This is a genomic window from Streptomyces sp. ISL-94, assembly GCF_018614075.1.
Lineage (GTDB): Bacteria > Actinomycetota > Actinomycetes > Streptomycetales > Streptomycetaceae > Streptomyces.
Genome location: NZ_JAGGOZ010000016.1, coordinates 123,695 through 136,636, shown reverse-complemented (window position 1 = coordinate 136,636; position 12,942 = coordinate 123,695). Strand labels below are relative to the sequence as shown.

Genomic DNA, 12,942 nt, shown 5'->3' with positions numbered 1-12,942 from the left:
GTGCCCGCGGCGTAGGCTCGGCCGTATGCCGATCCGCGCCGTGCTCTGGGACATCGACGACACGCTCTTCGACTACACCGGGGCCGACGCCGCCGGGCTCTCGCGGCAGCTGGAGGCCGAGGGGATCGCCGAGCGGTACGGGACGCCCGAGCAGGCGCTGGCGCTGTGGCGGGAGATCACCGACCGGCACTGGGCGCGCTTCGCGGCCGGCGAGGGCACCTTCCAGGGGCAGCGCCAGGACCGTGTGCGGGAGTTCCTCGGGCAGCCCGCGATGACCGCGGACGAGGCCGACGCCTGGTTCGACCGGTACGTCGAGCACTACAAGGCCGAGTGGACCGCCTTCCCCGACGGGGTGCCCGCTCTCGACGCCCTCGCCGGCGGCTACCGGCACGGGGTGCTCTCCAACTCCTCCACCGTCAACCAGGAGCCCAAGCTGCGCCGGCTCGGCCTGCGCGACCGCTTCGAGGTGCTGGTCTGCGCCGTCGAGCTCGGTGTCAGCAAGCCCGAGGCGGGCGCCTTCCTCGCCGCCTGCGACGCGATGGGGCTGGCGCCGGCAGACGTGGCGTACGTGGGGGACCAGCCGGAGATCGACGCGCGCGGGGCGCGGGACGCCGGGCTGCTGGCCGTCTGGCTCGACCGCGACGGCGGACGCGGCGCCGGACCCGAGGGCGTGCACCGGATCGCCGGGCTCGAACACCTGGCGGAGCTGCTGGTCGGGGATACCCGTTTTGGAGCACGGTCAGGCATCCGGTAATGTTCTTTCTGCGCCGCCCGAGCGGGCCGAAAGGCCGGAGGGGGGCGCCACTCGAAAGAAAGTCCCGACAAGGGCTTGACTTTCGGTGGGGTATAGTGTAATTGGCAACACGAGGGTTTCTGGTTCCCTTATTCTAGGTTCGAGTCCTGGTACCCCAGCGCAGTGCAGTAGTAACGCAGTGCTTTGCCCCCGTTGTGTAGCGGCCTAGCACGCCGCCCTCTCAAGGCGGTAGCGCCGGTTCGAATCCGGTCGGGGGTACAGATCCTTCCCGTGAGGTGTCCTGGGTAGCTCCCGTACGTCTTGATGCAGGATCGCCAGGGCCCCCGTTGTGTAGCGGCCTAGCACGCCGCCCTCTCAAGGCGGTAGCGCCGGTTCGAATCCGGTCGGGGGTACTGTTGGTCTGGTATAGACCACCTTGGGCTATGGTGTAATTGGCAACACGAAGGTTTCTGGTTCCTTTGTTCTAGGTTCGAGTCCTGGTAGCCCAGCGCAGTGCAGCGAAAGCTGCAAGGCTTGCCCCCGTTGTGTAGCGGCCTAGCACGCCGCCCTCTCAAGGCGGTAGCGCCGGTTCGAATCCGGTCGGGGGTACGCATCGAAGAGGCCCTCCGCGTTCATCGCGGAGGGCCTCTTTCGTCGTTCCCGCTCAGCGGGCTTCCAGGAGTAAGTGCGGGCCAGGAGGCGCGTGTTCGGACGTGTGCGGCGTCGTACGCGCCCCCGGGCCCGGGGGAGTGACAGGTGGGTGTGGAAGGTCAGCCGGAGCGGCGCAGCGCCTCCGTAAGCCGGGCGGCCGCGTCGATGACGGCCTGCGCGTGCATGCGGCCCGGGTGCCGGGTCAGCCGCTCGATCGGCCCGGAGACCGACACGGAAGCCACCACGCGGTTCGACGGCCCGCGCACGGGCGCCGAGACGGAGGCCACACCGGGCTCCCGCTCGCCGATCGACTGCGCCCAGCCGCGACGCCGTACGCCCGAGAGCGCCGTCGCCGTGAAGCGCGCGCCCTGGAGGCCGCGGTGGAGCCGCTCCGGCTCCTCCCATGCCATCAGGATCTGCGCGGCCGAGCCCGCCTTCATCGGGAGCGTGGAGCCCACGGGGACGGTGTCCCGGAGGCCCGAGAGCCGTTCCGCGGCCGCCACGCAGATGCGCATGTCTCCCTGACGGCGGTAGAGCTGCGCGCTCTCGCCCGTCACGTCGCGGAGGTGGGTGAGCACCGGTCCGGCCGTGGCCAGCAGACGGTCCTCGCCGGCCGCGGCGGCAAGCTCTGCCAGCCGCGGGCCGAGGATGAACCGGCCCTGCATGTCCCTCGCCACCATCCGGTGGTGTTCCAGTGCCACGGCAAGGCGGTGTGCCGTGGGTCGTGCGAGCCCTGTCGCCGCGACCAGCCCGGCGAGGGTGGCCGGACCGGACTCCAGTGCGCTCAGTACCAGAGCTGCCTTGTCGAGAACGCCGACGCCGCTAGAGTTGTCCATGAAACGATATTCACGTCTCACACTGTGAAACGCAAGTTCAATTTTTCCAAGAACAAGCGAGTCTGTATGTGCGGGTCCACGAACCACTGGGTCCGAGCCGTCGTCCGGGACGTGGGGTACGGGCGATCCAGGCGCACAAGATCTCTATAAAGCGCCGGCACAACCGGCCGGCCGGAGGGAAAGCGATGGGTAGGACACTCGCGGAGAAGGTCTGGGACGACCATGTCGTCCGGCGCGCCGAAGGCGAGCCCGACCTCCTCTTCATTGATCTGCACCTGCTGCACGAGGTGACCAGCCCCCAGGCCTTCGAAGGCCTGCGCCAGGCCGGCCGCAAGGTCCGGCGCCTCGACCTCACCATCGCGACCGAGGACCACAACACCCCCACCATCGACATCGACAAGCCGATCGCGGACCCGGTCTCCCGGGCCCAGCTGGAGACGCTGCGCAAGAACTGCGCCGAGTTCGGCGTACGCCTGCACTCGCTGGGCGATGTCGAGCAGGGTGTCGTCCACGTCGTGGGACCGCAGCTGGGTCTGACCCAGCCCGGCACCACGGTGGTCTGCGGCGACTCCCACACCTCCACCCACGGCGCCTTCGGCGCGCTGGCCTTCGGTATCGGCACCAGCCAGGTCGAGCACGTGCTGGCCACCCAGACGCTGCCGCTGGCCCGCCCCAAGACGATGGCGATCACCGTCACCGGCGAGCTGGCCGAGGGCGTCACCGCCAAGGACCTGATCCTGGCGATCATCGCCAAGATCGGCACCGGCGGCGGCCAGGGCTACATCCTGGAGTACCGCGGCGAGGCCGTCGAGAAGCTGTCGATGGAAGCCCGCATGACCATCTGCAACATGTCGATCGAGGCCGGCGCCCGCGCGGGCATGATCGCCCCGGACCAGACCACCTTCGACTATCTGGAGGGCCGCGACCACGCCCCGACGGGCGAGGACTGGGACGCGGCGGTCGCCTATTGGAAGACGCTGCGCACCGACGACGACGCGGTCTTCGACGCCGAGGTCGTCATCGACGGCACGACGCTGGCCCCGTTCGTCACCTGGGGCACCAACCCGGGCCAGGGCGCGCCGCTGTCGGCCAACGTCCCCGACCCTGCTTCGTACGAGGACGCTTCGGAGCGCTACGCCGCCGAAAAGGCCCTGGAGTACATGGGGTTGACCGCCGGGCAGCCGCTGCGCGACATCAAGGTCGACACCGTCTTCGTAGGTTCCTGCACCAACGGCCGCATCGAGGACCTGCGCGCCGTCGCCGGAATCGTCGAGGGCCGCAAAGTCGCCGACGGCGTACGGATGCTGGTCGTCCCCGGCTCGGTCCGGGTCGCCCTCCAGGCCGTGGAAGAGGGCCTGGACAAGGTCTTCAAGGAGGCCGGCGCCGAATGGCGGCACGCGGGCTGTTCGATGTGTCTGGGCATGAACCCCGACCAACTGGCCCCCGGTGAGCGCTCCGCGTCCACGTCCAACCGCAACTTCGAGGGCCGGCAGGGCAAGGGCGGGCGCACCCATCTGGTCTCCCCGCAGGTGGCCGCCGCCACCGCGGTGCTGGGCCATCTGGCCTCGCCCGCCGACCTGTCCGACGCCCACGCGACCGCCGGAGTCTGAGAACCATGGAAGCCTTCACCACCCACACCGGCCGGGCCGTCCCGCTGCGCCGCAGCAACGTCGACACCGACCAGATCATCCCGGCCCACTGGCTGAAGAAGATCACCCGCGACGGGTTCGAGGACGGGCTCTTCGAGGCCTGGCGCAAGGACCCGGAGTTCATCACCAACCGTCCGGAGCGCGCCGGGGCGACCGTGCTGGTCGCCGGTCCCGACTTCGGCACCGGTTCCTCGCGTGAGCACGCCGTCTGGGCCCTGCAGAACTTCGGCTTCAAGACGGTCATCTCCTCCCGCTTCGCCGACATCTTCCGCGGGAACTCGCTGAAGAACGGCCTGCTGACCGTGGTCCTGCCGCAGGAGACCGTCGACAGGCTGTGGGAGCTGACCGAGTCCGACCCCACCGCCGAGATCACCGTCGACCTGGTCGCCCGCCAGGTGCGAGCCGAGGGCGTCGAGGCGGAGTTCGAGCTCGACGACAACGCCCGATGGAGGCTGCTGGAGGGTCTGGACGACATCTCGCTCACCCTTCAGAACGAAGCGGACATCGCTACGTACGAAAGCGTCCGCCCCTCCTACAAACCGCGTACGATTCAGGCCTGATTCCAGCCTGATCAGCGCTTATTCACCCTCGGGTGATCACATCGGCAACACTGTGCCCCCCGCCTCCAGGCGGGGGGCACAGCTGTGTGTTGAGGCCCCGTGAGGCGACAACTCGCCCCAGATGGCACAATCTGTGCATGGAACGCGACAGTCAACTTGAGCTCTACGAACTCGTCGCGGACCGGCTGAAAGAAGCACACACACGGGTGCGCTCACTGCAAGTCCCGGAGGGCGTAAGGATGGCGCTGTCCCGGAAGCTGTTGGTCGCCACGGCCGCGGCGAAGCACGATCTCGCCGATGCGGCAAGGCGCCTGGACAGGTTGATGAAGGACCTCGACGAGGGTCGATTCCCTGAAGGCGACTGATGCGAAGGAACTCCGTAACGGCCTACGCGTTGCGGCACTAGGGTGATTAGCCCGTTTCGTGTTTGATTTGCGGTATATATCCGCCTAACGTGCGAAATAAGCTTGAACACATTCGTTCTGGCGAAGTCTCCGAAGGGGAAGACGTGAACAAGGCGCAGCTCGTAGAAGCGATTGCCGACAAGCTGGGCGGCCGCCAGCAGGCCGCCGACGCTGTCGACGCGGTACTGGACGCCATGGTGCGCGCGGTGGTCGCGGGCGACCGGGTTTCGGTCACGGGCTTCGGCTCGTTCGAGAAGATCGACCGCCCGGCCCGCTACGCCCGCAACCCGCAGACGGGTGAGCGCGTCCGGGTCAAGAAGACCTCGGTTCCCCGCTTCCGGGCGGGCCAGGGCTTCAAGGACCTGGTCAGCGGCACCAAGAAGCTGCCCAAGGGCGGAGAGGTGGCCGTCAAGAAGGCGCCGAAGGGCAGCCTTTCGGGCCCGCCGCCCACCATCGCCAAGGCCGCCGGCAAGAAGGCCGCCACCAAGAAGACGGCGGCGAAGTCCACCTCGGCGAGGAAGACCACCACCGCCGCCACCACCAAGAAGGCCGCCACCAAGAAGACGACGGCGGCCGCCAAGAAGACCACCGGCACCGCCGCGAAGAAGACGGCGGCCCAGCCCTCCACGGCGGCGGCGAAGAAGACCACCGCCAAGAAGACCACGGCCGCTGCCAAGAAGACGGCTCCGGCGGCCAAGAAGGCCACCGCGAAGACCACCGCGCCCGCCAAGAAGACGGCGACGCGCAAGGCCACCGCGAAGAAGACCACCGCCCGCAAGAAGTAGGGGCACGAGTCACACACGCCGGGCCGGCTTCCCCTTCGTGGGGGAAGCCGGCCCGCGGTGCGTTCTCGCAGGCGTGCAGGTGGGGGCAGGTGTGCAGGTCAGAACGTCTGCAGCGTGACCAGGGTGATCCGCAGGCCCGGGCCCTCGCCGTCCGTCTCGATCCGGACCCGCTGCCCGGGCCGCAGCAGCCGCAGGCCGCCCGCGTCGAAGGCCGGGGCGTCGAAGGGCACCGGGGTGCCGTCGTCCAGCAGCACACTGCCGCTGCGGGTCTGGGAGTCGTACGTGTACGCGGTCGCCTGCATACCGGCACTGTATCGGGCCGTGTGGTGCCCTACGCCGAGGGCGAGCGCCGTCCGCAGATCCTCCGCCGTGTCCACGTCCCGGCGCACGCTGTCGACGCCCGCCAGCGCGATTTCCACCGCCCCCGACGCGGAATGCCGGGCCCGCGAGGAGCCGCCGAACGAGGGTGCCAATTCCACCTCCGGAGCTGCGGAAAGCAAGGTCGTCCCGATTCCGGCCGCATCCGCCAGAAATGCCCGGGGAAATACGGAGGCAGTTTCGAGCACGCGTAGCAATTCGGGCGGCCGCAGTGCCGGCAGATCCGCGTTCATCGCGGCCACGGCCGCCCCCGGCCGCCCCGCGCGTATCGCCCGCGCCCCGTGGGCCAGCGCCGCGTTGAGCCCGGCGCCCGGGGAGTCCGGGACGATCCATGCGCCGAGCCGGGCCAGTTCCGCACCGGCCTGCGCGTCGTCCGTGACGACCACCACATCCGCGACCGCCGCACAGGCCAGGGCGCCTGCCACGGTGTCCTGGGCGAAGGCGAGCGCGAGCCCCGGGCGGGACGCGCCCACGGCCGCCGCGAGACGGCTCTTGGCCGTCGCCAGGGGCTTCAGCGGGACGACCAGACTCCAGACGGCGTTCGTGGCGGATCCCTTCCCCCCGGTGCGCTCCGGCACCTTCGCGGACCATGGCCGGGTCATGGCCGGGTCATGTGTCGGCCCATTGTCACCTCCGCCCGTGCAGCCCGGGGGTCCGGTGCCCTGAGCGGGGCGTACGGTGTTCTCGACAGAGACCGGGCCTGGGGCAACACTTGTCCGGCCGACGAGGTGCCCAAGCCGCCCACCGGTCCTAGAGGAAGGTGTCCGAGTGTCCCGCCGCAGAATCGGCTTCTGGTACCGCCTGGCGGCGGTCATCGCAAAACCGCCGCTGGTAGTGCTCTTCAAGCGGGACTGGCGGGGAATGGACCACATTCCGGCCGAGGGCGGCTTTATCACCGCGGTCAACCACAACTCGTATCTGGACCCGCTGTCCTACGCGCACTTCCAGTACAACACCGGCCGGGTGCCCCGATTGCTCGCGAAGGCAGCCCTCTTCAAGGTGCCGATTGTCGGCGCGATCCTGCGCGGCTCCGGACAGATCCCGGTGTACCGGGAGAGCACCAACGCCCTGGACGCTTTCCGGGCCGCGGTGGACGCGATCGAGCGCGGCGAATGCGTGGCCTTCTACCCGGAAGGCACCCTCACCCGGGACCCCGACATGTGGCCGATGGCCGGCAAGACCGGCGCCGCCCGCGTCGCGCTGATCACCCAGGCCCCCGTCATTCCGGTGGCCCAGTGGGGCGCGAACCTCGCGATGCCGCCCTACGCCAAGGAGAACAGGGTCCGGTTCTTCCCGCGCAAGACCCTCCAGGTGCTCGCCGGACCGCCCGTGGACCTCTCCGCGTACTACGACCGGGAACCCACCCCGGACGTGCTCAAGGAGGTCACGGAGATCATCATGGCGGCCGTCACCGGGCTGCTGGAGGAAGTACGGGGAGAGGCCGCCCCCGAGCAGCCGTACGACCATCGCAGGGCCAGGGCGGAACAGCGGCGCAAGGCCGCAGGGGAGGGCATGAAGTGACACGTCCCGTGAAGGCGACCGTCTTCGGAACCGGCTCGTGGGGTACGGCCTTCGCCATCGTGCTCGCCGACGCCGGCTGCGAGGTGACACTGTGGGGCCGCCGGCAGGAGCTGGTCGACGCCATCAACACCGGCCGGACCAACCCGGACTACTTCCCGGACGTCGAACTGCCGGAGAACATCCGCGCCACCACCGACCCCGCCCGGGCCGCGGCGGGCGCCGACTTCACCGTCCTCGCCGTCCCCTCCCAGACCCTGCGCGGGAACCTCGCCGCCTGGGCGCCGCTGCTCGCCCCCGACACCGTGCTCGTCTCCCTCATGAAGGGCATCGAACTCGGCACCGCCAAGCGGATGAGCGAGGTCATCGAGGAGGTGGCCAAGGTCCCCGCCGAGCGGATCGCGGTCGTCACCGGCCCCAACCTGGCCCCCGAGATCGCCGCACGGCAGCCCGCCGCCTCCGTCGTCGCCTGTGTGGACGAAGCCGTCGCCCAGCGCCTCCAGGCCGCCTGCCACACCCCGTACTTCCGCCCGTACACGAGCACCGACGTCATCGGCTGCGAGCTGGGCGGCGCCGTCAAGAACGTCATCGGCCTGGCCGTCGGCATCGCGGACGGCATGGGCCTGGGCGACAACACCAAGGGCTCGCTCATCACCCGCGGCCTGGCCGAAGCGACCCGCCTGGGCGTCGCGATGGGCGCCGACCCGCTCACCTTCTCCGGCCTCGCGGGCCTCGGCGACCTGGTCGCCACCTGCTCCTCGCCGCTCTCCCGGAACCACACCTTCGGCACCAACCTCGGCCGCGGGATGACCCTGGAGGAGACCATCGCGGTCACCCGGCAGACCGCCGAGGGGGTCAAGTCCTGCCAGTCCGTGGCCGATCTGGCCCGCCGGTACGGGATCGACATGCCGATCACCGACACGGTCGTGGACATCGTCCACCACGGCAAGCCGACCCTGGTCGCGCTCAAGGAACTGATGGGACGCAGCGCCAAACCGGAACGGCGCTGACTCCATTCCGGACGTCCGAGCGGGTACCCTCGTGGCGATATGAGCAGCGAGAACCTCCCCCAGACCCCTGAGCAGCAGGGCCGCAAGCCCCGCGTGGCCGTCGTGTTCGGCGGCCGCAGCTCGGAACACGCCATCTCGGTCGTCACGGCGGGCGCGGTGCTGCGCTCCATCGACCGCTCCAAGTACGAAGTGCTGCCCATCGGCATCACCACGGACGGCCGGTGGGCGCTGACCGCCGACGAGCCGTCGCGGATGGCCATCGCCGACCGCAAACTCCCCAGTGTCGACGAGCTCGCCGACTCCGAGGACGGCAGCGTCGTGCTGTCCGTCGACCCGGCCAGCCGCGAGGTCTTCTACACCGAGCCGGGTGCCATTCCCAAGGCGCTGGGCGAGGTCGACGTCGTCTTCCCGATGCTGCACGGCCCGTACGGCGAGGACGGCACCCTCCAGGGCCTCCTGGAACTCTCCGGCATCCCGTACGTAGGCTCGGGCGTCCTCGCCTCGGCCGTCGGCCAGGACAAGGACTACATGAAGCGGGTGTTCACCTCCTTCGGGCTGTGCGTCGGCCCGTACGTGACCATCCGCCCCCGCGAGTGGGAAGCCGACCGGGACGCCGCCGAGGCCAAGATCCTGGACTTCGCCGCCGAGCACGGCTGGCCGCTGTTCATCAAGCCCGCCCGGGCCGGCTCCTCCATCGGCATCACCAAGGTCGACGACGCCTCCGGCCTCGACGCGGCGATCCGCGAGGCCCGCCGCCACGACCCGAAGATCATCGTGGAGGCGCTGCTGCGCGGCCGCGAGATCGAGTGCGGTGTCCTGGAGTTCGAGGACGGTCCGCGCGCGAGCGTGCCCGCCGAGATCCCGCCGGTCTCCAGCCACGACTTCTACGACTTCGAGGCGAAGTACATCGACTCCGCCTCCGGGATCGTGCCCGCCCCGCTCACCCCGGAGCAGACCGCCGAGGTGCAGCGGCTCGCGATCGAGGCCTTCGAGGCCGCGTCCTGCGAGGGCCTGGTGCGCGCCGACTTCTTCCTCACCGAGGACGGCACCTTCGTCATCAACGAGATCAACACGATGCCGGGCTTCACGCCGATCTCCATGTACCCGCGCATGTGGCAGGAGTCGGGCATCGAGTACCCGGAGCTGGTGGACCGCCTGATCCAGGCGGCCCTGCGCCGCTCCACCGGGCTGCGGTAGCCGCCCGGCCCCGTACAGCCGACCGCCCGCCGGCCCGCCCTGAAAGGCATGGCCGGCGGGCGGCGGTGCGCTCGGCGGGAGGTCCGGCGGGGGGTTCGGCAGGAGGCTCAGTAGGAGGAGATGCCCTCGGGCACGGTCGCGGCGATCGCCGTGGACAGGCCGACCAGCATCCCCGCATCCGTGGCATGCTCCTTGTCGACCCGGACCTCCGTGTACGCCAGCCGCATCCCGGTGGTGAACCGGAACCCGCCGTTTTCGCGCTTCTCCAGCAGCCAGGCCACCCCGTTGACGTGGACGCCGTCCTGCTTCGGATCCGTCATCGCGTGGGGCTTGGGGATACCGCACCGCAGTACGATCGCCGAGCCGCCCCAAGCGGCGGTCAGATCGGACTCCGGTGCGGTCTCGGTCCGCGCCAGGCCGCCGACCTTCTCCGGGAGCTCCTTGTGCAGCGCTGCACAGAACCCCGCGACGTCGGCGGGCGGCGTGGGCGGCGGGTCCACCCGGGCCTCGGAATCACCCGGGGCACAGCCCGCAAGGGCCAGCAGGGCCAGTAGGGCGGGCAGACGGACGGGCCGGCGGTGGAGGGACATCACCGGCCAAGAGTAGACGGGGGCTACAGATGGACCACCGGGCAGGTCAGGGTGCGGGTGATCCCCTCCACCTGCTGGACCTTGGCGACGACCAGGCGGCCGAGATCGTCCACGGTGTCGGCCTGGGCGCGCACGATCACGTCGTACGGGCCCGTCACGTCCTCGGCCTGGATCACCCCCGGGATCTGGCCGATGGACTCGGCGACGAACGACGCCTTGCCCACTTCGGTCTGGATAAGGATGTACGCCTGTACCACGGAACCTCCAGGGCGGCCACGAGGGTCATTTCCCCTAACCTTCGGGTGGGCCCCACACAATCGAAAGGGCCGGGGGAAGAAGGGACGCCACGGTACCGCGTCGCCGCGCGCCACGGGGAGACCCGGGAGCCCGGCGCCACGCACGGCGGGGCGTACGAAGAGCACAAGTTGACGTATCTGTTGACGGTACCCAGAGCTGTGACGGCTCGCGACCGCAAGCGGACTGGGCAAGAAGGGGCACAGCGATGAAGGGCACTGTGGGCGAGCTGGGGGAGTTCGGGCTCATCAGGGAGCTCACCTCACGGCTCACCACCACCCCGGCGGTCCGCCTCGGACCGGGCGACGACGCCGCGGTGGTGTCGGCCCCCGACCGGCGGGTCGTGGCGAGCACCGACATCCTGCTGGAAGGCAGGCACTTCCGGCGCGACTGGTCCACGGCCTACGACGTCGGCCGCAAGGCCGCCGCGCAGAACCTCGCCGACATCGCCGCCATGGGCGCGGTGCCGACCGCGCTGCTCCTCGGCCTCGTCGTCCCGGCCGAACTGCCGGTCACCTGGCCCACCGAGCTGATGGACGGGATCCGCGACGAGTGCCAGGTCGCCGGCGCGGCCGTGGTCGGCGGGGACGTCGTCCGCGGCGACACCATCACCGTCGCCATCACCGCCCTCGGCGACCTGCGCAACCACGAGCCCGTGCTGCGCTCTGGAGCCCAGCCCGGCGACGTCGTCGCCGTCACCGGCTGGCTCGGCTGGTCCGCCGCCGGCTACGCCGTGCTCTCGCGCGGCTTCCGCTCCCCGCGGGCCTTCGTGGAGGCGCACCGGCGTCCCGAGCCGCCGTACCACGCGGGCCCCGCCGCCGCCGGCCTCGGCGCCACCGCCATGACCGACGTCAGCGACGGCCTGATCGCCGACCTCGGGCACATCGCCGAGGCCAGCAAGGTACGGATCGACCTGCGCTCGGCGGCCGTCGACATCCCCACCCAGATGCACGACATCGGGCAGGCCGTGGGCGTGGACCCGCTCCAGTGGGTGCTCACCGGGGGAGAGGACCACGCGATCGTGGCCACCTTCCCGCCCGACGTGAAGCTCCCGGCCCGCTGGAAGGTCATCGGCGAGGTCCTGAACCGCTCCGCGCTGCCCCAGGTGACCGTCGACGGCGCACCCTGGACCAGCACCGGCGGCTGGGACCACTTCGGGGCCGACCCGGCCGCGGAGGACACCCCGTCATGAGCACGATGACCGGCGCCCCGCCGCTCTGCCTGACCGTCGCCGGATCCGACTCCGGCGGCGGCGCGGGCATCCAGGCCGACCTCAAGACCATGCTCGCGCTCGGCGTGCACGGGATGAGCGTGGTGACCGCCGTGACCGCGCAGAACTCCCTCGGGGTACGGGGAGCCTGGGAGCTGCCCGCCGAGGCCGTCACGGCCCAGTACCGGGCCGTCGTGGACGACATCGGCGTCCAGGCCGTGAAGACCGGGATGCTCTCCTCGGCCGTACTGGTGGAGACGGTGGCGGCGCTGCTCGCCGCCACCCCCGCCCCGGCCGTCGTGGACCCCGTCGGGGTCTCCAAGCACGGGGACGCGCTGCTGGCCGCCTCGGCGCTGGACGCCGTACGCGCCGAGCTGCTGCCGAGGGCCACCGTGGCCACGCCCAACCTGGACGAGGTGGCGCAGCTCACGGGCGTGGTCGTGGAGAGCGAGGACGACATGCGGCGGGCCGCCGACGCGATCCTCGGCCATGGGCCCCGGTGGGCGCTGATCAAGGGCGGACACCTGGCGGCGAACGGCGGCGAGGCCGTGGACCTGCTGACCGACGGAACCGACGAACGCTGGCTGCGGGCCCCCCGCCACGACAACCGGCACACCCACGGCACGGGCTGCACCCTGGCGAGCGCGATCGCGGCGGGCCTGGCGAAGGGTCTGCCCGTCCCGGAGGCGGTCACGGCCGCCAAGGAGTACGTCACGGGCGCCATCGCCGCCGGCTTCGCGCTCGGCGGGGGCATCGGCCCGGTGGATCACGCCTGGCAGTGGCGCTGAGCCCCACCCGGTCCGGGAAAGGCAGAAGGCCGGTTCACCAGAGGTGAACCGGCCTTCCTTTTGGCAACCGGAAAGGGCTGCGCTACGACGTGAGGCGTCAGCGCGAGACCTTGCCGGCCTTGATGCACGAGGTGCAGGCGTTGAGGCGCTTCGGCGTCCCATTGACCACGGCACGAACGCGCTGGATGTTCGGGTTCCAGCGACGCGAGGTGCGGCGGTGCGAGTGGGAGATGCTGTTGCCGAAGCTCGGCCCCTTGGCGCAAACGTCGCAGTTGGCAGCCACAGGTCACTCCAAAGACTTCAGATGCACTTACAGTGAAATCCGGCGCACCGGATCAG

14 protein-coding genes, 5 tRNA genes and 1 pseudogene are annotated in these 12,942 nt (G+C 70.4%); 15 read left to right on the top strand and 5 right to left on the bottom strand.

The features are described from left to right. Positions 1 to 25: 25 nt before the first annotated feature. From J7E94_RS06260 to J7E94_RS06235, 6 genes are all read left to right on the top strand, one after another. Positions 26 to 754, top strand: a complete 729-nt coding sequence (locus J7E94_RS06260) for an HAD family hydrolase (RefSeq protein WP_215013046.1) — start codon at positions 26 to 28, stop codon at positions 752 to 754. A gap of 86 nt (positions 755 to 840) precedes the next feature. Further along, positions 841 to 912: transfer RNA gene (locus tag J7E94_RS06255), tRNA-Gln, on the top strand. A 27-nt stretch (positions 913 to 939) separates the two neighbouring features. Further along, a tRNA-Glu gene (locus J7E94_RS06250) sits at positions 940 to 1,012 on the top strand. Positions 1,013 to 1,073: 61 nt separating this feature from the next. Then, a tRNA-Glu gene (locus J7E94_RS06245) sits at positions 1,074 to 1,146 on the top strand. Positions 1,147 to 1,170: 24 nt separating this feature from the next. Continuing rightward, positions 1,171 to 1,242, top strand: a tRNA-Gln gene (locus J7E94_RS06240). 27 nt (positions 1,243 to 1,269) lie between these two features. Further along, positions 1,270 to 1,342 (top strand) — tRNA-Glu (locus J7E94_RS06235). Positions 1,343 to 1,503: 161 nt separating this feature from the next. Here J7E94_RS06235 and ndgR read toward each other — a convergent pair. After that, positions 1,504 to 2,220, bottom strand: a complete 717-nt coding sequence (ndgR, locus tag J7E94_RS06230; RefSeq protein ID WP_007266782.1) for an IclR family transcriptional regulator NdgR — start codon at positions 2,218 to 2,220, stop codon at positions 1,504 to 1,506. Positions 2,221 to 2,405: 185 nt separating this feature from the next. Between ndgR and leuC the strand changes: the two genes are divergently transcribed. The 4 genes from leuC to J7E94_RS06210 all read left to right on the top strand — a co-directional run bounded on the left by leuC (position 2,406) and on the right by J7E94_RS06210 (position 5,618). Further along, positions 2,406 to 3,830: a 3-isopropylmalate dehydratase large subunit gene (leuC, locus tag J7E94_RS06225; RefSeq protein ID WP_215013044.1), complete on the top strand. Its 1,425-nt coding sequence runs from the start codon at positions 2,406 to 2,408 to the stop codon at positions 3,828 to 3,830. A 5-nt stretch (positions 3,831 to 3,835) separates the two neighbouring features. Continuing rightward, positions 3,836 to 4,429 carry a 3-isopropylmalate dehydratase small subunit gene (gene leuD / locus J7E94_RS06220; RefSeq protein WP_215013042.1) on the top strand — a complete coding sequence of 198 codons (594 nt, stop codon included), beginning with the start codon at positions 3,836 to 3,838 and terminating at the stop codon, positions 4,427 to 4,429. A 137-nt stretch (positions 4,430 to 4,566) separates the two neighbouring features. Beyond that, a complete protein-coding gene (locus tag J7E94_RS06215) occupies positions 4,567 to 4,794 on the top strand; it encodes a hypothetical protein (RefSeq protein ID WP_030847009.1) in 228 nt (75 codons plus the stop codon). Between the two features lie 143 nt (positions 4,795 to 4,937). Beyond that, the gene (locus J7E94_RS06210) at positions 4,938 to 5,618 is read left to right on the top strand and encodes an HU family DNA-binding protein (protein WP_215013041.1); all 681 of its coding nucleotides are present in this window, start codon (positions 4,938 to 4,940) and stop codon (positions 5,616 to 5,618) included. A gap of 299 nt (positions 5,619 to 5,917) precedes the next feature. Here J7E94_RS06210 and cofC read toward each other — a convergent pair. Continuing rightward, positions 5,918 to 6,598, bottom strand: a pseudogene (gene cofC, locus J7E94_RS06205) (2-phospho-L-lactate guanylyltransferase); the annotation flags it as partial. Positions 6,599 to 6,764: 166 nt separating this feature from the next. Here cofC and J7E94_RS06200 point away from each other — a divergent pair. Genes J7E94_RS06200 through J7E94_RS06190 form a run of 3 tightly spaced genes read left to right on the top strand, consistent with a single transcriptional unit; the run spans position 6,765 to position 9,721 of the window. Continuing rightward, complete coding sequence (locus J7E94_RS06200) at positions 6,765 to 7,517, top strand: 1-acyl-sn-glycerol-3-phosphate acyltransferase (protein WP_215013039.1); 753 nt, start codon at positions 6,765 to 6,767, stop codon at positions 7,515 to 7,517. Next, positions 7,514 to 8,524 carry an NAD(P)H-dependent glycerol-3-phosphate dehydrogenase gene (locus tag J7E94_RS06195; RefSeq protein ID WP_215013038.1) on the top strand — a complete coding sequence of 337 codons (1,011 nt, stop codon included), beginning with the start codon at positions 7,514 to 7,516 and terminating at the stop codon, positions 8,522 to 8,524. The genes J7E94_RS06200 and J7E94_RS06195 overlap by 4 nt, the downstream gene beginning before the upstream one ends. Before the next feature lie 39 nt (positions 8,525 to 8,563). Beyond that, complete coding sequence (locus tag J7E94_RS06190) at positions 8,564 to 9,721, top strand: D-alanine--D-alanine ligase family protein (RefSeq protein WP_215013036.1); 1,158 nt, start codon at positions 8,564 to 8,566, stop codon at positions 9,719 to 9,721. A 107-nt stretch (positions 9,722 to 9,828) separates the two neighbouring features. Here J7E94_RS06190 and J7E94_RS06185 read toward each other — a convergent pair whose 3' ends face one another. Both J7E94_RS06185 and J7E94_RS06180 read right to left on the bottom strand, forming a co-directional pair. After that, entirely contained in the window at positions 9,829 to 10,311 is a 483-nt protein-coding gene (locus tag J7E94_RS06185; RefSeq protein ID WP_215013034.1) for a DUF3515 domain-containing protein, read from the bottom strand. Positions 10,312 to 10,334: 23 nt separating this feature from the next. Beyond that, positions 10,335 to 10,568, bottom strand: a complete 234-nt coding sequence (locus tag J7E94_RS06180) for an Lrp/AsnC family transcriptional regulator (protein ID WP_215013032.1) — start codon at positions 10,566 to 10,568, stop codon at positions 10,335 to 10,337. Between the two features lie 245 nt (positions 10,569 to 10,813). Here J7E94_RS06180 and J7E94_RS06175 point away from each other — a divergent pair, with 245 nt between their 5' ends. Both J7E94_RS06175 and thiD read left to right on the top strand, forming a co-directional pair. Further along, positions 10,814 to 11,797, top strand: a complete 984-nt coding sequence (locus tag J7E94_RS06175; protein WP_215013031.1) for a thiamine-phosphate kinase — start codon at positions 10,814 to 10,816, stop codon at positions 11,795 to 11,797. Between the two features lie 5 nt (positions 11,798 to 11,802). Further along, on the top strand, positions 11,803 to 12,603 hold the full coding sequence (thiD, locus tag J7E94_RS06170; protein ID WP_215013078.1) for a bifunctional hydroxymethylpyrimidine kinase/phosphomethylpyrimidine kinase: 801 nt from the start codon (positions 11,803 to 11,805) through the stop codon (positions 12,601 to 12,603). Positions 12,604 to 12,700: 97 nt separating this feature from the next. Here the strand turns inward: thiD and rpmB are convergent, their stop codons facing one another. Then, positions 12,701 to 12,886, bottom strand: coding sequence for a 50S ribosomal protein L28 (gene rpmB, locus J7E94_RS06165; RefSeq protein WP_073911113.1), 186 nt, complete (start codon positions 12,884 to 12,886; stop codon positions 12,701 to 12,703). Positions 12,887 to 12,942: the final 56 nt, after the last annotated feature.

Coding starts and splice junctions, on each gene's coding strand:
- leuC (WP_215013044.1), top strand. CDS start 2,406: ATGGGTAGGACACTCGCGGAGAAGGTCTGGGACGACCATGTCGTCCGG.
- J7E94_RS06215 (WP_030847009.1), top strand. CDS start 4,567: ATGGAACGCGACAGTCAACTTGAGCTCTACGAACTCGTCGCGGACCGG.
- ndgR (WP_007266782.1), bottom strand. CDS start 2,220: ATGGACAACTCTAGCGGCGTCGGCGTTCTCGACAAGGCAGCTCTGGTA.
- J7E94_RS06175 (WP_215013031.1), top strand. CDS start 10,814: ATGAAGGGCACTGTGGGCGAGCTGGGGGAGTTCGGGCTCATCAGGGAG.
- J7E94_RS06190 (WP_215013036.1), top strand. CDS start 8,564: ATGAGCAGCGAGAACCTCCCCCAGACCCCTGAGCAGCAGGGCCGCAAG.
- J7E94_RS06185 (WP_215013034.1), bottom strand. CDS start 10,311: ATGTCCCTCCACCGCCGGCCCGTCCGTCTGCCCGCCCTACTGGCCCTG.
- J7E94_RS06260 (WP_215013046.1), top strand. CDS start 26: ATGCCGATCCGCGCCGTGCTCTGGGACATCGACGACACGCTCTTCGAC.
- leuD (WP_215013042.1), top strand. CDS start 3,836: ATGGAAGCCTTCACCACCCACACCGGCCGGGCCGTCCCGCTGCGCCGC.
- thiD (WP_215013078.1), top strand. CDS start 11,803: ATGACCGGCGCCCCGCCGCTCTGCCTGACCGTCGCCGGATCCGACTCC.